This window comes from uncultured Maricaulis sp. (assembly GCF_963976135.1).
GTDB lineage: Bacteria > Pseudomonadota > Alphaproteobacteria > Caulobacterales > Maricaulaceae > Maricaulis.
In genome coordinates, this window is sequence record NZ_CAXBKN010000071.1 from 1 (window position 1) to 16,270 (window position 16,270).

General features: G+C 63.5%; 19 protein-coding genes. 10 read left to right on the forward strand and 9 right to left on the reverse strand.

Going from position 1 to position 16,270, the window contains the following annotated elements; genetic code table 11:
- Positions 1-121: 121 nt before the first annotated feature.
- Together AAC023_RS10240 and AAC023_RS10245 are read left to right on the forward strand one after the other, a co-directional pair.
- Positions 122-364 (forward strand): CopG family ribbon-helix-helix protein, encoded by a 243-nt coding sequence (locus tag AAC023_RS10240; RefSeq protein ID WP_339740840.1) that lies wholly within the window; start codon positions 122-124, stop codon positions 362-364.
- The gene (locus AAC023_RS10245) at positions 361-642 is read left to right on the forward strand and encodes a type II toxin-antitoxin system RelE/ParE family toxin (protein WP_339740842.1); all 282 of its coding nucleotides are present in this window, start codon (positions 361-363) and stop codon (positions 640-642) included. Before AAC023_RS10240 ends, AAC023_RS10245 begins: the two co-directional genes overlap by 4 nt.
- A 3-nt stretch (positions 643-645) precedes the next feature.
- On the opposite strand, the gene AAC023_RS10250 is transcribed toward AAC023_RS10245, so the two are convergent.
- Together AAC023_RS10250 and AAC023_RS10255 are read right to left on the reverse strand one after the other, a co-directional pair.
- Positions 646-1,200, reverse strand: a complete 555-nt coding sequence (locus AAC023_RS10250) for a phosphoribosyltransferase family protein (RefSeq protein WP_339740844.1) — start codon at positions 1,198-1,200, stop codon at positions 646-648.
- 58 nt (positions 1,201-1,258) lie between these two features.
- Positions 1,259-1,810 carry a hypothetical protein gene (locus tag AAC023_RS10255; RefSeq protein WP_339740846.1) on the reverse strand — a complete coding sequence of 184 codons (552 nt, stop codon included), beginning with the start codon at positions 1,808-1,810 and terminating at the stop codon, positions 1,259-1,261.
- A 133-nt stretch (positions 1,811-1,943) separates the two neighbouring features.
- On the opposite strand from AAC023_RS10255, the gene AAC023_RS10260 reads away from it, so the two are divergent.
- Positions 1,944-2,954, forward strand: a complete 1,011-nt coding sequence (locus AAC023_RS10260; protein WP_339740848.1) for an alpha/beta hydrolase-fold protein — start codon at positions 1,944-1,946, stop codon at positions 2,952-2,954.
- Here AAC023_RS10260 and AAC023_RS10265 read toward each other — a convergent pair.
- The 5 genes from AAC023_RS10265 to AAC023_RS10285 all read right to left on the reverse strand — a co-directional run bounded on the left by AAC023_RS10265 (position 2,951) and on the right by AAC023_RS10285 (position 8,059).
- Complete coding sequence (locus AAC023_RS10265; protein WP_339740850.1) at positions 2,951-3,595, reverse strand: hypothetical protein; 645 nt, start codon at positions 3,593-3,595, stop codon at positions 2,951-2,953. The genes AAC023_RS10260 and AAC023_RS10265 overlap by 4 nt on opposite strands.
- Before the next feature lie 192 nt (positions 3,596-3,787).
- The gene (locus AAC023_RS10270) at positions 3,788-4,132 is read right to left on the reverse strand and encodes a hypothetical protein (protein WP_339740852.1); all 345 of its coding nucleotides are present in this window, start codon (positions 4,130-4,132) and stop codon (positions 3,788-3,790) included.
- Positions 4,133-4,247: 115 nt separating this feature from the next.
- Complete coding sequence (locus tag AAC023_RS10275) at positions 4,248-4,727, reverse strand: response regulator (RefSeq protein WP_339740854.1); 480 nt, start codon at positions 4,725-4,727, stop codon at positions 4,248-4,250.
- A 470-nt stretch (positions 4,728-5,197) separates the two neighbouring features.
- Positions 5,198-7,519: an ATP-binding protein gene (locus tag AAC023_RS10280; protein WP_339740856.1), complete on the reverse strand. Its 2,322-nt coding sequence runs from the start codon at positions 7,517-7,519 to the stop codon at positions 5,198-5,200.
- A 111-nt stretch (positions 7,520-7,630) separates the two neighbouring features.
- On the reverse strand, positions 7,631-8,059 hold the full coding sequence (locus tag AAC023_RS10285; RefSeq protein ID WP_339740858.1) for an NUDIX domain-containing protein: 429 nt from the start codon (positions 8,057-8,059) through the stop codon (positions 7,631-7,633).
- A gap of 24 nt (positions 8,060-8,083) precedes the next feature.
- On the opposite strand from AAC023_RS10285, the gene AAC023_RS10290 reads away from it, so the two are divergent.
- Both AAC023_RS10290 and AAC023_RS10295 read left to right on the forward strand, forming a co-directional pair.
- Positions 8,084-8,260 carry a hypothetical protein gene (locus AAC023_RS10290; protein WP_339740861.1) on the forward strand — a complete coding sequence of 59 codons (177 nt, stop codon included), beginning with the start codon at positions 8,084-8,086 and terminating at the stop codon, positions 8,258-8,260.
- Positions 8,261-8,288: 28 nt separating this feature from the next.
- A complete protein-coding gene (locus tag AAC023_RS10295; protein WP_339740863.1) occupies positions 8,289-9,275 on the forward strand; it encodes a calcium/sodium antiporter in 987 nt (328 codons plus the stop codon).
- Between the two features lie 19 nt (positions 9,276-9,294).
- Here AAC023_RS10295 and AAC023_RS10300 read toward each other — a convergent pair whose 3' ends face one another.
- The gene (locus tag AAC023_RS10300) at positions 9,295-10,320 is read right to left on the reverse strand and encodes a serine hydrolase (RefSeq protein WP_339740865.1); all 1,026 of its coding nucleotides are present in this window, start codon (positions 10,318-10,320) and stop codon (positions 9,295-9,297) included.
- Positions 10,321-10,576: 256 nt separating this feature from the next.
- Between AAC023_RS10300 and AAC023_RS10305 the strand changes: the two genes are divergently transcribed.
- Positions 10,577-10,915 carry a dihydroneopterin aldolase gene (locus tag AAC023_RS10305; protein ID WP_339740867.1) on the forward strand — a complete coding sequence of 113 codons (339 nt, stop codon included), beginning with the start codon at positions 10,577-10,579 and terminating at the stop codon, positions 10,913-10,915.
- A 2-nt stretch (positions 10,916-10,917) separates the two neighbouring features.
- On the opposite strand, the gene AAC023_RS10310 is transcribed toward AAC023_RS10305, so the two are convergent.
- On the reverse strand, positions 10,918-11,661 hold the full coding sequence (locus AAC023_RS10310) for an SDR family oxidoreductase (protein ID WP_339740868.1): 744 nt from the start codon (positions 11,659-11,661) through the stop codon (positions 10,918-10,920).
- Between the two features lie 52 nt (positions 11,662-11,713).
- On the opposite strand from AAC023_RS10310, the gene uvrC reads away from it, so the two are divergent.
- From uvrC to AAC023_RS10330, 4 genes are all read left to right on the forward strand, one after another.
- Entirely contained in the window at positions 11,714-13,552 is a 1,839-nt protein-coding gene (uvrC, locus tag AAC023_RS10315) for an excinuclease ABC subunit UvrC (RefSeq protein ID WP_339740870.1), read from the forward strand.
- Complete coding sequence (locus AAC023_RS10320; protein ID WP_339740873.1) at positions 13,533-14,156, forward strand: CDP-alcohol phosphatidyltransferase family protein; 624 nt, start codon at positions 13,533-13,535, stop codon at positions 14,154-14,156. Before uvrC ends, AAC023_RS10320 begins: the two co-directional genes overlap by 20 nt.
- Before the next feature lie 79 nt (positions 14,157-14,235).
- Positions 14,236-14,937, forward strand: coding sequence for a response regulator transcription factor (locus tag AAC023_RS10325; RefSeq protein ID WP_339740876.1), 702 nt, complete (start codon positions 14,236-14,238; stop codon positions 14,935-14,937).
- Positions 14,938-14,944: 7 nt separating this feature from the next.
- The gene (locus AAC023_RS10330) at positions 14,945-16,264 is read left to right on the forward strand and encodes an ATP-binding protein (RefSeq protein WP_339740878.1); all 1,320 of its coding nucleotides are present in this window, start codon (positions 14,945-14,947) and stop codon (positions 16,262-16,264) included.
- Positions 16,265-16,270: the final 6 nt, after the last annotated feature.

Here is a 16,270-nt window from a genome sequence, read left to right on the forward strand (position 1 = left end):
TCCAGTCTGGCGCCCTGCTTGGCAAGGGTTCAAGGCGGGCTCTGCCCGGCGCGGCGGGGCCGTTTTTCTCGTCGATCATTCCGTGTTAGACTGCATGTATAGTGAATACGGAATGATCATTATGAGAAACATATCCATCCGCCTCGACGACAAAACGCGTGAAAAACTCGACGCGCTGGCGCAGAGCCAGGACCGCTCGCGTTCCTGGGTCGTCAATGATGCGATCCAGGCCTATTTCGAACATCAGGACTGGATCGTTGAAGCGATCAAGGTCGGGATTGCCGACGCCGATGCCGGCAATTTCATCGAGCATGAAGACTTGATGGCGCAGCTCAAGGCCCGCAATCTCGCCGCAAGAAAATGAAACGCGTGCGCTGGTCCATCCAGGCCGGGCGGGACATGACCGAGGCTCATGATTTCATTGCGCAGGACGATCCGGATGCGGCCCTGCGCATGATCCTGACGGTTGAGAGCGCAACGCAATACCTGCTCACCTTCCCCTCGATGGGGCGTGAGGGGCGACTCAAGAATACCCGCGAGCTCGTGATTCCGCATTTGCCTTATCTGATCGTATATCGAAGTGCGCCCGCCGAAGTCGAAATCCTGCGCGTCCTGCACACCTCGCGGAACCGGTCGAAATAGCCCCTACTCCCCCAGCGCCACCTTGCCCGCCTCGCCCTTGGCCGCGATCTCTTCCGGCGTCAGGCCGCACAGCTCGTGCGGGAAGACGAGCCAGTCATCGGTCTCGTGCAGGAAATAATCGGGCGTCAGCCCGGTCTTGTTGCGGACCGGCTTGAAATAGACCGTGGCGATGCGGGCATCGGCGGGGAAATTGCGGCGGCATTTGGCGCGCAGCACCTTGAGCAGCGCCTCGATCGAGCGGCCCGAATCGAACACATCATCGACGATCAACAAGCGGTCATCGGCATTGAGGGTGTCGACCAGATACCCCTCGCCAAACACCCGCACCTCGGCCTGCTGGCCGATGCCGGTATAGGAGGCGGTGCGGATGGCGATGTGGTCGGTGTCGAGGCCGCGATATTCAAGATATTCCTGCACAGCAATGCCCACCGGCGCACCGCCGCGCCAGACGCCGACAATATGGGTGGGCCGAAAACCGCTATCGAACACCTGCCGCGCGAGGCGGAAACTGTCGGTGAGCAGATCGTCGGCGGTCAGGAGTGTCTTGATGATGGCCATGCGCGAATGCTGGCGTGATTGCGGGGGAAGCTCAAGGGGGGGATGCGGGACCGCCCGCCTAGAGCACCGCGATATAGTGCATGCCATACCAGGTGAACGCCGCGCAATTGACGACAATCACCGCGAGTTGGACGCGGCGGTCCGGCCAGAGCCAGGCCGCGCCGAGCACGGCAACAAGCCCAAACGCGAGCAGGGCTGCGGATTCCATCCCCGGGATGGTCAGATTAATGGCCCCGCCGAGCAGGTAATAGAAGGCATAGGCCCCGAGATAACGGCGCCTGTTGTCGCGGTGATAGGCCTGCAGGTCGATACCGTCCCTGATATCGCTCGTCGACGGGATGACCAGCCAGCAGGCGAGATAGACCGAGGTCGCCACAGCGAGCCAGAAAGCGAGATAGCCCAGGCTCCAGACCTCGGTGTCGCGCACTGCCCAGAGCGACAGCCAGTAATCGACACAGGTGAACAGCATCTGGCCAATCCAGGCCGCGTGAATGATCGAGAATTTCACCTTGCGCGCTCGGATCAGCTGCGCGATGCCGGTGAGCAGATGCGTGAAAGCGAGCGAGATCACCACCGACAGCACGATGACGACGAGTTCGAATGCGGTCATCAACGCCTCCCCGGTGCCAGGTGCACAGAGTCGCGGCCATCCTTCTGGCGGTCAACGGAAATTTCGCGACCGGGATGACAAAGGCTTGGTTGATGTAGACAATCGGGAAGCATCAGCACTCCAGGAGCCCGCCATGCACAAATCCCATACCTGCCCGAAGGGCCGCGTCGTCCAGCACTGGATCGACAGCCAGGCCGTCGCCAACAACATGCTCGGCGATCCGGCGCGGCGGCGGGTCGATGTCTATATCCCGGCGGGGCATGACGGGGCCGGACTGCCCTTGCTGGTCGATATTGTCGGCTTTACCGGCGGCGGACCGGGGCATACGAACTGGAAGAATTTCGGCGAGAATGTCCCCGAGCGCGCCGACCGGCTGATCGCCTCGGGCGAGATGGCGCCCTGCATCATCGCCTTTCCCGATTGCTTCACCCGGCTGGGCGGCAATCAGTATGTGAATTCGATCGCGATGGGCAATTGGGATGATTTCCTGACCACGGAATTGCTCGAATTTGTCGAGGGCGAATATGGCTGCGGCGGCGCCGGCAAGCGCGGGATTTTCGGCAAGAGCTCGGGCGGTTATGGCGCCATGATGCATGCGCTGATGCATCCCGATATCTGGTCGGCCGCGGCGTGCCATTCCGGCGATATGGGCTTTGACCTGATGTTCGCCTCGGACTTCGCCTTCACCCTGCGCCGCATCGCGAAGCATGGCGGCACGATCGAGAGCTTCATGACTGCCTTCGAGAGCGCCGCCAAGCCGGCCGGCGACGATATCCACGCGCTGATGATCCTGGCAATGGCGGCCAGCTATGATCCCGACCCCGAGGCCTATCTCGGCATCCGCCTGCCGGTGACGATGGATACTTGCGAGATGGACCCCGTCGCCTGGGAACGCTGGAAGAAATCGGATCCGCTGGAACTGGTCGAAACGCGTGGGCCGGGCCTGAAATCAATGAAGGCGCTGTATATCGATTGCGGCGATGTCGACCAGTATAACCTGCTCTATGGTGCCCGGCGGATGAGCAGGCGGCTGACCGAAATGGGCATCCAGCATGTCTATGAGGAATTCCCCGATGATCATTCATCGGTCGATTACCGCATGGATGTCTCCCTGCCGATCCTGTCGAAAGCGCTGTCGGACTAGCTGCGCACCAGCGTCTCGCGCCCGCCGCCCGTCATCGAACGCCAAGCCGAACCGAAACTCGTCGCGAAGACCACGATCAGGGCGCGGGCGATAATGGTGAAGAAGAGCAGCAGGATCTTGTCGTCGGAGACGACAAACCGCACGCCTGACCGCCAGCGCCCACCGATCGGCAGATGCGCCAGCTGATCCTCGACCCAGTCGGCGGCATTGAGCATCTGGTGCAGCCCGGCCTCCCAGAACAGGGCGATAGCGGAGAGCATCAGGATCGCGATCACGAAGGCCAGGAAAAGGGTGGCGATGGTCGAGCCGATCTGGGCGATAATCCCGTCTTCGGCAATCTTGATCTTCGGCTGCGGCATCACCGCCGTGAAGAGCCTGCCGACCAGGGCCAGCAGAACACGGGCGATGATGGTGAAGATCAGCAGGACAAGCTTGTCATCGCTGGCATAGATGCGGACGAGATTATTGATCTTCTCGGGCAGCGGAATCGCGGCGACGCCGTCTTCGAGCATGTCGGCGCCGTCCTGCACCCAGGAGAACCATTCGGGCAGGTAGAACCAGAGCGCGGCCAGCATGATCATGGCCAGGATCATCGACACGAAAAGTGTCGCCGAGATTTTCCACAAACGCATTGCCAGCATGGTCATATCCCCCGGACGCCACCCGATCGCGCGCCCTGTTTCGTCCAGTCTAGGGTGCAATTGCGACAAGGTCTTGGCAAGACACGCCACAGGGGAAACCGGTCCGTGGCAATCCATGAAAAAGGGCGGCGCCGCAGCACCGCCCTCCAATGCCGATCACAGCGGCTGTATTTGGCCCGTCTCCGGGCCCGCCTATTCGGCGGCCAGGATCTCGACGGTGATCATGCTGCCATCGTCCGACCAGCCAGCAGTCGTCCAGCTCCCGCCAACCGCGAGGTCGGGATTCCACGGGCCGCAGTTTTCCTGCACGCCGGTCTCGGTCGCAGCCGAAATGCATAATTGCTCGCCCAGTGACCAGCTGCCGGTCATGCCGCGCGTATCGGAGTAACTGCCATCGGCGGCAAATGTCGCATCGAAACTGGCGTCGCCGCCGGTCACGCGGACAATATGGCCATAGGCATTGGACATATCGCCATCCGCAAATGCGGCTGCGCTCAGTGCGAGCAGTGCGCTCGCTGCCATCATCATGGTCTTCATTGGGAAATCCCCGTTTCATGATCCATTCTGGATCGACGCCCCCGCGTGGACACAGCCTATGGAATTCCCGTCAAAAGGGAAACAATAATCGAGACGGCCGGGATGTCTGGACCGGTCAATCGATCTCGCGGAGTGCCTCAGCCGCAGCACCGTCCGGCACCTCGACGATCTGGACCCAATACTCACCGATCGAGTTGACCACACGCATCAAGCGGTCGAGCGCAACCGGTTTGACGATGTAGGAGGAGGCCCCGAGCCCGTAGCTCGACAGGATATCATCCTCATTCTTGGACGTGGTGAGCACAATGATCGGGATATGGCGCAGATCGGCACTGGCCTTGATTTCCTCAAGCGCCTCACGGCCATCCTTCAGCGGCATGTTCAGATCGAGCAGGATAATGCCCGGCAGGGGCTGATCCGCGAGAGACGCATATGGGCCCTTGCGATTGAGATAGTCGACCAGCTGTTCGCCATTTTCGAGAAACTCGACCGGATTGCGCAACCTGACTTCTTCGCAGGCTTCCCGGAACAACATGCGGTCATCGGGATCGTCATCCACCATCAGGAATGTGAATAGGCGGTCGTCATTGCTCATTTTGAAAAGCCTCATCGCGGCCACCGCGCGATCGCGGCTGTTCCTTGGCGAGGAGTTTCTCGCGTCGCAGGAGCAAGATCAAGGCGAATACCGTGTGCAAACCTGCATCGGCCGCAGACTCCAGGCCGACAGAGGTGCCGCACGAGCCATCTGCCCGCCGGACCCTGCCTGGCCGGAGGCGCGAACCGCGCAGCATGGCGCGGAAAATCCAGGCCTCACACGGCACGCCGGCCAGGCCGGACACCAGGCTCAACCATCTGATTTATTTGAATTTGACCAGCGATAAACATCCTGACCTGCCGTCTGCGCCCGTGCCCGGCAGCCAGCCATCCGCAGCCATTCAGCCTGTCGCGGCGCTGTCCGGGCCGGCCGGCATTGGCGGCGTTGTCACAACTGTGAATTGTTGCCTTGCCACAGCGGCTGAGCGTCGGCGCGCGCCCGGATTGACGCTTTCGGCACGGCGCGGCGTGCTAGGCGTCGACCGTCTGGCGAATCGGCAGGATGATGGTGAAGACCGCACCGGCATCCGGCTCGCCCCAGGCGGTGAGGATGCCGGAATGATGTTCGACGATCTTGCGGCAGGTTGCCAGGCCAACGCCGGTCCCGTCGAACTCCTCGCGGCCATGCAGACGTTCGAACATGCCGAAAATCCGCTCGGCATGGCGCGGCTCGAAGCCGATACCATTATCAGTCACCGCAATGCGTGCGACGGCCCCGCCATCCCCGACCTCGACACTGCCCTCGATCAGGATGGAGGGCCGAACGCCCGCGCGGTGGAATTTCATCGAATTGGACAGAAGGTTCAAAAACAGCTGGTGCATCTGGGTCTGATCGGCCTCGATCGCTGGCAGGTTGCCGATCTTGACCTCGGCGCCTGCAGCGGCGATTCGCGGCTCGAGATCCGACATCACATCGGCCAGCACGCGCGACAGATCGACCGGCTGAAAGCTCGTGGTTTTCGAATTGACCCGGGAATAGCCGAGCAGGTCGTCAATCAGGCGCCGCATGCGCGAGGCAGCATCGACCATGCGGTCGAGATAATGCTGGCCGGTCTCGTCGAGCGAGGCGTGGTATTTCTTGTGCAGGCGTTCGCCAAAGGCCTGGATCTTGCGCAATGGCTCCTGCAAATCGTGGGATGCGGCATAGGCGAATTCCTGCAATTCCGCGTTCGAGCGCTTCAATTCCTGCGCATAGCGCAGCAAGGCCAGTTCGTCCCGCTTGCGGCCGGAGATGTCGCGGAAGGTCACCACGCTGCCGGCCAAGGGATCTGCGGCATTGATCGGCGAGATGGAAAACTCGATCGGGATGCACTCGCCGGCCTTGGTCCAGAAATATTCCTCGGCGCTGTCAACCACACTGCCTCTGGCGATCGCGCATTCGTGCTCGGGATAGGGCGTGCCGTCACGCCTGGAATGGTGGATGATGGCGTGCAGCGACTTGCCGAGAAGCTCTTCCTCGGTATAGCCGAGCATATTGCAGGCATGGGGATTGATGAAGGTGACGTGCCCGTCCTGATCGAGGCCGTACATGCCCTCGGCAACCGTCATCAGGATACGCTGAAACCTTTGCGTCGCCTCCAGCGTCTGCCGCGCCCGATGGCGGCTGACCGTGCGATGGACGTTGAACAGGATCGCAATCAGGATGAAGCACAGCGCCATGGCAACCGCGAAGACCCGCAGCACGGCCCGGGCGCGATTGACGCCGGCGAGCGCCTCGGCAAGGTCAATTTCCGAGATCGCACCGATCTCGCGGGCCGGATCCCAGGCCCAGGCCCCCATGACCAGAATGCCCCGCGCATCGCGGTAGCCGGTCAGGCTGGAACCGCGGCCGCCCTGCGTCACCGCCTGCGCCGCCACCGTTAGCGGCCAGGCCGCATAGGGCCGTTCGAACTCGGCGCCATGGGTAATATTGACGCCGGGATCGCGGATCTCGATGTGCAGCATGGAAGGGTGGTCCTGGGCGAGCAGTCCGGCGTTGCGAAATTCCTGGGCAAAGCGGGTTTCCGTGACCAGGCGCCCGCTGCGATCAACCGCGAATGTCTCACCGGATATGCCGCTCCGCCCGACGCGGAATGTGGACGAATACTCGGCCAGCGGGTCGATCCGCAGCGCGAAATAGCCCCGGACCACATTGCCCGACATGATCGGGGCGATGGCATACATCGCTACTTCTTCGTCGAGCCCTGTCCAGTCGGCATCGCCCGCAATCGGCGGCACATCGACAATTTGTGGACGTGTCAGAATGGCGCGTCCCGACCGCAGCCGGTTGATATCGACGAGGCTGAGAATCGGCGAAGGCTGTCCGATATCGGAATTGCGCAATGAAGCCAGATTGATGCCATTGGAGCCCAGAATAAAGAAGCCGCGATAACCATATTCCGTCAGCCATGGACCCAGCGTCGTGCGCAATTGCGACTGTGCCGGCGCGGCAGCGATCGAGGACATTGCCGGCGTTTCCAGCAAGTCCTCAAGCGATTCATGGACCAGCTCGCTGCTCGCCCAGACAGCCGCATTTCTTTCCTGGGACACGGCCCATTCCTCGAAGCGCTGCATCGTGCTGGCGAGCACCGAATTCAGGGTCGAGGCATTGGTCTCGCGGGCCGATGCAACCAGCGCCCGGTCGCCGGCCATCACCGCCAGGAAAATAATCAGGATGAAGCTCAGCGCCAGTATGCCCGGCAAGGCCAGCGCGAACCAGCCATCAGCGTCGACCGCACGCTGCCAGGACGGCACCGAAGCCTGCGGACCGGTGTCCGGTCGAACCGGCGTCATCGCCTCGGCATCATCATTCATTCGATTCGATCCCGGCCCCGCGGGCTTGATTATGGTCCGGCCAAACAGTCACAGAACCGCCGCTCTGCCGTCAAGCCTAGACGATTCTGACCGTCGGAGGGCGGTTTACACTCACCAATGCGCAACCGGGGCTGCGCCTTGATAGACTTCCGCCAGCCGCCGCCGCGTCGCGACGGTTGTCCCGACTGGCAATTCTGACGGGAGGAACCACGCCACGCACTCGATCTCTCCCTGGCTCCGTGTCTGGCAATCGACCCAGCCAGCGGCCCGGTAGAGCAGGACATGATCGCCGCGGAAGGCGGAATGATTCGCGTAAATCCCGAGCAATTCCGGTGCACCGGTCAATTGCACCCCCGCCTCCTCGGCCAGTTCGCGGCCCACGGCCTCGATCGCGGTCTCGCCGGCCTCAACGCCGCCGCCCGGCAAATGCCAGCCATTGATATAGGTGTGACGGACCAGGGCAACGCGGCCGTCCGGCCGTTCCGCGACCGCCCGCACCCCCAGGGTTGCGCCGCGAGTCAGGCGCCAGCAGGCCTGCATGAAAGGCCGTGCAAAGGGCTCGATATGGGCTCGCCACCTCATACCGAAACCGGCGCTGGCCACTCAGGCAGCGGCACGCTATGTACGGTCATTGCCCGTGCTTTTCTGGAGATGTGTTCCATGTATGCCCTGATCGCTGTTGGCCTCGTTGTGGCCGTTTTCGCCCTTCTCAATCTTATCGAATATCGCCGCCTCGACTAAGTCCTGATCCGCAGCGCCCGGTAGATTCATGCACGCTATCCAATACGTCCCGCTCATCCTGGCGGGAATCATTCTCCTGCTGTTTGGCGGCGACTTTCTTGTTCGCGGCGGCGCCGCCCTGGCACGCCTGTGGCGCTTGCCAAACCTTCTGGTCGGACTGACCATCGTCGCCTTCGGCACGTCTGCGCCGGAGCTGGTCGTCAGCGTGCAATCCGCCCTGACCGGCGCGCCCGGCCTCGCCGTCGGTAATATTGTCGGCTCCAATATCGCCAATTTCCTGCTGGTGCTGGGTCTGCCAGCCCTGTTCGGTACGATCCACACCACGACACCGGGCCTGCGCCGCAATGCGATTTTCGCGCTGGGTGCGGCCATTGCGCTGATCGTGATTGCCTGGGACCGCCAGGTGACGCCAACCGAGAGCTGGATCCTGCTGGCGGCGATTGTCGGTTATGTCACCCTGCTTGGCCTCCAGGCCCGCAAGGCGACCGACGATCCAACCCTGGCCGAACTGACCGATATCGAACATATGGACGGGCTTCCCAAAACTCTTCCCTCTATCCTGCTGGCCCTCGCCGGCGGCCTGATCGCCCTGCCCGTCGGTGCCCAGATGATTGTAACGGGCGGCGTCGCGGCGGCCCAGGATCTCCATGTCGAACCGGCCCTGATCGGCCTGACCGCCGTCGCCCTGGGCACTTCGCTGCCGGAACTGGCCACGGTTGTCATGGCCTCGGTCCGGCGCCAGGCGGATCTGGCGATCGGCAATGTACTCGGCTCCAATATCTTCAACGTTTTCGCCGTCGGCGGCGCGACCGGCCTGGCCGCTGGTCTGACCGGTATCCCGCTGCCGATTTCCGAGAGCTTCTTCGCGCTGGACTTCTGGGTCATGCTCGCAGCCAGCGGGCTCATCGCCGCGATCGTGCTGCTGAAACGGCCAATCACACGGGTCATCGGCGCGATGCTCTTCGCGGGCTATCTGGGCTATATCGCCGTACTGGCCCGCTCGGCCATGGGCTGACGCCCGGCCCGGCTGCCCGTCAGCGGGCGCGCTCCTGGCGGACCAGCAAATGCTCGATGAAGCGCCGGTCCGACCAGGACCGGCTGCGTGTGGCCGGGTCTTCGGTCACGCCGCGCGTCATGCGGACAACAACCAGATCCAGATCCGGGAAGAGGTAGAGGCGCTGCGCGCCGGCACCGGCGGCGACATGGATTTCGGGGAAGTCCGCATCAGCCCCCAGCGTATCGAGCAGATGTCCGATCTGGCGCGAACCGCGGAAACCGGCATGGCGGGGATGGGGCAACCACCAGCCCAGACCATAGGCCGGATTCGGCGCCGAAGGCTCGAACAGGGCCGCCATCGCCGCCGCGTCAACCAGGCCCGTACCGCCCTCATCTCCATCATGGAGCACGAAATAGCCAAAGCGTGCCCAGTCGAGCGGCGAGATCGAGGCCCCCTCTGACAAGACCGGCATGCCATCCACCATTGCCCAATTGGTGACCTCGATTCCCATCGGCACCAGGACCCGGCGCCCGAGATAATGCGCCGGTGTTGCATCGAGTCCGGCGGCCTCCAGCTTGCGGCGCAGCAATTCGCCAAAAGCCTGGAAATGCCGCGGGCCATAGATGAAGGCCTCCCCCGGCCGCCGCTGCGCGCGGGTCCGGATTGCGGCCTCATAGCCGGGCAGGCGGCTGGATTCGCGGGGCAGCGCCAGGCCGCTGCTCTGGGAGAGGAGATGGCTGACCGTGATCGCGGCGCGCTCCGGATCGTCCTGCCATTCCGTCAGCGTATCGGCGGCCCGCTCGTCCAGTGACAGCAGTCCGTCCTGCACCGCCGCCGCGGCCATGATCGCCGTGAAGCTCTTGACACCGCTTGCTATTTCCCAGCCCTGCTCCGGATCGATTCCGTCCGCATAGCGCGCGCAGACAATATCGCCCGCATGGACGACGATCACCGCGATGCCGCGCGACCGGCGGCTATAGGCCTCGGCGCCATCGCAATCGAGATCATAGACCGGCGGCGATATCTGCGCCCCGGCGCTCACCGCAGGGCTTATCGCCAGCATCACCGCCGCCAGGCCTGACCGGCACAGCTTCATCCCTGCGACCACCCGTTTCCCGCCGGGCCGGATTGCCGCAGCGCCAGGAGTGAAGCACCGGGGCGGCACAGGGGGAATTCGCAAATGGCAGGGATCACACAGATGTGAGCGCAGCCGTGCCCGGCAAGACACCGGGCCGGGCGCCTGCGCGGCCCTGCTTGATCGCACGCGATTCATGACCTATCCAACCGCACATCTGTTGTGAGCAAGGCGCTGGATATCCATGATCGAAATCGAAGTCGTCGGCCTGCAGATGGACGCTGCTCTGGGTATTCACAGCTTCGAACAGGACAGCCGCCAGCCGATCCTGATCGACGTCCGGATCAAGCTCGCCAGCTCACCGCAAAACGACTCGATCGGCGAAACCGCGAGCTATGACGATATCGCCGATATCGCCCGCAAGGTCGTGGATGCCCAGCATTACAATCTCGCTGAAACGCTCTGTGTCGCGATCGCCGCGGGGCTGAAAAACCTCCAGCACGTGGACCAAGTCACCGTCGCGGTGACAAAATCGCCGCGGACAGTCGCCTGCAAATCCGTGGTCGCCCGGGTCACGCTCTAGCCTCAGGGCTCGATCGAGACATCCCGGGTCCGGCGCATCAAGTGCTCGCCGCCATCAATCGTGATCGTTTCGCCGGTCATTGACGGCGTGGCGATGATGAAGCGAACCGCCCTGACAATATCCTCCGGCGTCGAGCCGCCCTGCATCGGATTCATCCGGTGCGCGCGCTCGAATTCCGCCTCGCTCTGCTGGCCCGACGGCAAGGTCAGGCCCGGCGCGATCCCGTTGACGCGCACACGCGGCGCCAGCGCCATCGCCATCGTCGTGGTGGCACTGAGCAGGGCGTGTTTGGCGAGCGTGTAGGAAAAGAAGTCCGGATTGAGATTGAACAGCTTCTGGTCCAGCAGGTTGATGATGCAGCCCGAGGCGCGGGTCTCGTGCGCCTGCGCCATGGCCGATCCGAGCAGGACCGGCGCCATCAGATTGACGCGCAGGGCCTGTTCCAGCGCCGCAGCCTCCACGGTTTCCGGCCGGTCCTGCTCAAACACCGAGGCCGAATTGACCAGGAGATCGATGCGGCCGAGGCCGTCGGCAAAGGCCGCAACGCCCGTGCTGTCCCTGAGATCGCACTGCACCGTGCTGGCAGAGCCGCCCGATTTGCGGATCGCCGCTTCAATCGCACGCGCCTCGGTAGCCGAGCTGTTATAGTGAATGATGACGTGCCAGCCATCCTCGGCCAGGGCGCGCGCAATTTTGGCACCCAGGCGCTTGCCGCCACCAGTAACGAGCGCGATCTTGTCGGACATGACGTCTCCTGAAACACCTTCTGAGCCGATAAATGACGCGTCCGCGCCGCCGGTGCAATCGCGCAGCGGTGCGCAAATCATCGCCGACTATGTCAAACACCTGCCCTCAAGGCCCGGTGTCTACCGCATGTTCGCCGAGGATGGCACGGTCCTGTATGTCGGCAAGGCGCGCAATCTGAAGAATCGCGTTTCCAATTATGCCAATGGCCGCGGCCATTCCAATCGCATCGCCCTGATGATCGCGCTGACCCGGACGATGGAATTCGTCGTCACCGAGACCGAGACCGAGGCGCTGCTGCTCGAGGCCAATCTGATCAAGCGCCTCAAGCCGCGCTATAATGTGCTGCTGCGCGACGACAAGAGCTTTCCCTATATCCTGATCCGCCGTGACCATGCGGCGCCGCAACTGACCAAGCATCGCGGCGCCCACAAGGTGAAGGGCGATTATTTCGGACCCTTCGCCTCCGTGGGTGCCGTGAACCAGACCCTCAATACGCTGCAGAAAGCCTTCCTGGTGCGCACCTGTTCCGACAGCGTTTATGAGGGCCGCACCCGCCCCTGCATGCTGCACCAGATCAAGCGCTGCGCCGCGCCCTGCGTCGGGCTGATCGAACCGGCCGCCTATGACGAGCTGGTCACCCAGGCGAGCGATTTCCTGCGCGGCAAGTCCAATGCCCTGCGCGAGGATTTGCAGCAGCGCATGCAGGCCGCCGCGGAGGCGCTCGACTATGAGAGCGCCGCGCGCCTGCGCGACCGGATCCGCGCCATCGCCGCTGTCACCACCGACCAGGGCATCAATCCGGAGGGCGTCGAGGAAGCCGATGTCATCGCCGTCGCCCAGGATGGCGGCCGCTCCTGCGTCCAGGTCTTCTTCTTCCGCGCCGGCCAGAACTGGGGCAATCAGTCCTTCTTCCCGCGCCATGACAGCGAGGTCGAGACCGGCGAGGTGCTCGCCGCCTTCATCGCGCAATTCTATGACAACAAGCCGCCGCCGGGCCTGATCCTGATGTCGCATGATGTCGAGGATGCCGACCTGCTGGCCGAGGCGCTGAGCCTGAAGGCCGACCGCAAGGTGGCGCTCCACCGCCCCGTCCGCGGTGAAAAGCGCAAGCTGGTCGAGCGCACATCGGCCAATGCCCGCGAGGCGCTGGCGCGCAAATTGTCGGAGAGCGCCTCCCAGGCGCATCTGCTCAAGGGCGTGCAACGTGTGTTCGGGCTGGAGGATCTGCCGCAGCGGATCGAGGTCTATGACAATTCCCACATCCAGGGCACGAATGCGCTCGGCGCCATGATCGTCGCCGGGCCGGAAGGCTTCGAGAAAACCCATTATCGCCGCTTCAACATGACCGGTAGCGACGCCGCCACCAATGATGATTTCGCGATGATGGCGGCGATGCTGCGGCGGCGCTTTTCGCGCCTGATCAAGGAGCGCGAGGATGGCGCGCCGGTGCCCGACCTGATCCTGATCGATGGCGGCGCCGGGCAATTGTCGAAGGTGATGGGTGTGGCCGAGGAACTCGGCATCAGCGATATCTGCATCGCCGCCATTGCCAAGGGTCCCGAGCGCGATGCCGGCCGCGAAGCCTTCTACCTGCCGGGCAAGCCGCCCTTCAAACTGCCGCAGAAGGACCCGGTGCTGTATTATCTGCAAAGGCTTCGCGACGAGGCCCACCGTTTTGCTATCGGCGGTCACCGGGCCAAGCGCAAGAAACAGATGGCGGACAATCCGCTCGACGATGTCCCGGGCATCGGCCCGTCGCGCAAAAAGGCCTTGCTGGCGCATTTCGGCTCGGCCAAATCGGTGCGCGATGCCGCGCTGGCCGATCTGGAAGCGGTTGACGGCGTCTCCAGCGCGATGGCCAAACGTATCCATGACTGGTTCCAGAGGTAGAGCGATGCACCGGCAAATCCCCAACATACTGACGATTGTGCGCATTCTCCTGGCGCTGGCCGGCGCGGCCGGTTTGTGGACCTCCTATCAATGGTCGCTCAGCGCGGCGGTGCCGCTCTGGCTCGGCGATCCGGTCCTCGCGGCACGGTCCTTGGCGGCATTTGCCGTGATCGCCTTCATCGTCGCCGCTGCGACCGACTGGCTGGACGGCTATCTGGCCCGGCGCTGGGATGCGCGCTCGACGCTGGGCGAAATCCTCGACCCGATCGCCGACAAATTGCTCGTGGATGCCTATCTTGTCGTCTACATGCTGATCCTGGGCACGCCGATTGATATCGCCGTGCCGGTCTTCGCCCTTGTGGCCCGCGACGCAGCCATGACCGCGGCACGCCTCCTGCCCGGTGGCACGGCCAGCCCGTCACTTGCGGTTTCTCCGGCCGCGAAGCTGAAAACCGCCCTCGCCATGATTGTCGCCGGCTTCCCGCTGATCGCCCAGCCACTGGGCTGGACCGACAATGATGTCCTGCTGCTGGCCTGGATCGGTGCGCTCTGGATCACCGCCGCGCTGAGCCTGCTGACGGCCTGGAATTATTTCCGCAAATAGGCAGGGCCTCAATGCGGGGAAGACCTTGAGCAAGTGGCGCGCACAGGCCATGCTGGCGCGATCAGCTTTGGGAGATGGCATGGCCGAGAGTGCTGGCGACGAAGCCCACATCCTGGTGGTCGATGATGACGACCGGATCCGCGCCCTGCTGAAGCGCTTCCTGCAGGGGCGCGGCTTTCGCGTTTCGACGGCGCCCAATGCGACCAAGGCGCTTTCGACGCTCAATTCGCTGAGTTTCGACCTTCTGATCCTCGATGTGATGATGCCGGGTATGAACGGGTTTGAACTGACCAGCGCGATCCGCAAACATGCCGAAACGCCGATCATCCTGCTGACCGCCCGCGGCGATGCCGAGGATCGCATCAAGGGCTTGAGCCTCGGCGCCGATGATTATCTGCCCAAACCCTTCGAGCCTGAGGAACTGGCCCTGCGTATCCACGCCATCCTGCGCCGGGCGCGTCCGGCTGCAGCGGCGATCCAGCGCGTCAGTTTCGGCGACTGGCAATTCGATATTGAACGCGAAATGCTGCAGCGCGACGGCGTTCCCGTGCGCCTGACCGGCGGCGAAGCCAGCCTGCTCGCTGCCCTCGCAGCCATGCCGGGCCAGGTCGTCTCGCGTCTGACCCTGTCGGATCATACCGGCGGCGGCGAACGCGCCGTCGATGTCCAGGTCACGCGCCTGCGCCGCAAGATCGAGACAGACCCCAAGGAGCCCATGCACCTCCAGACCGTCCGCGGCGAGGGCTACAAGCTCGCCGCTGATCCGATCTTCGGCCCGTGAGCGGGCCATGAGCCTCGTCCGCCGCATTCTCCCGCGAGGTCTTTTCGCGCGCACCCTGCTGATCTTCGTGCTGCCGGTGGCGCTGATGCAGATCGCTGTCGTATGGTCCTTCTTCGAACAGCATTGGGAGACGGTCACCAGCCGCCTGTCCGACGGGGTTGCCGGCGACATCGCGATGATGACGACGCTGTTTGAGGATGACCTGGCCAATCCGGACGCCTTCCGGCGCCAGGCCGATATCGCGATGGCGACGATGCGGCTCTCGGTCGATTTCCGTCCGGGGGAAACCCTGCCGACAACACGCCGCTCCTCCTTCTTCCGCACGCTCGACCGGACGCTGCAACGCGCGCTCTCCGGTCAGCTGGATCAGAATTTCTGGTTCGATACCACGCGCTATCCCAATTATGTCGATATCCGCGTCGAGGTTGATGGCGGCATTCTGCGCTATATCGCCCTGCGTGAACGTGTGTTTGCAACGACGGGAAATATCTTCCTTTTGTGGATTATCGGCGCGACGACAATACTGACCGGGGTCTCGGTCATCTTCATCCGCAACCAGATCAAGCCGATCCGGCGGCTCGCCGATGCGGCGGAGCAATTCGGCCGCGGCCAGGATGTGGCGCATTTCCGGCCCGCCGGCGCCACCGAGGTGCGCCAGGCCGCCCATGCCTTCCTGAAAATGCGCGACCGGATCCGGCGCCAGCTGGAACAGCGCACCGCCCTGCTCGCCGGCGTCAGCCATGATCTTCGCACCCCGCTGACGCGTCTGCGGCTGCAGCTCGCCCTGATGCCCGCCACGCCCGAGCGCGAGGATGCCAAGCGCGACATCACCGAGATGCAGGAGATGCTCGACGAATATCTCGATTTCGCCCGCGGCCAGGCGAATGAGGAAACCGCGCGCACCGATCTCAATGCGCTGGTCGAGGATGTGATCGCCGATGCGCGCCGCGCCGGCAGCCATATCGATCTGGTCGCCGGCGAACCGATCGAGGCCGATATCCGCCCCGGCTCGGTCAAGCGCTCACTGGCCAATCTGGTCAATAATGCCCGCGAACACGGCGAAAACGTCGCCGTCTCGATCCGCCGGGCCGATGCGGCCCGGATCGAGATCCTGGTCGATGATGACGGCCCCGGCATCCCGCCGGACCAGTATGAAGAAGCGCTCAAGCCCTTCAACCGCCTCGATGAAAGCCGCAATCCCAACCGCAAGGGCGTCGGCCTCGGCCTCGCCATAGCGCGCGATGTGGCACGCGGTCATGGCGGCGAGATCCGATTGAGCCAGAGCCCGATGGGGGGGCTGAGGGCTTGTTTGAGCTTGCCGGGGTGATGGGGG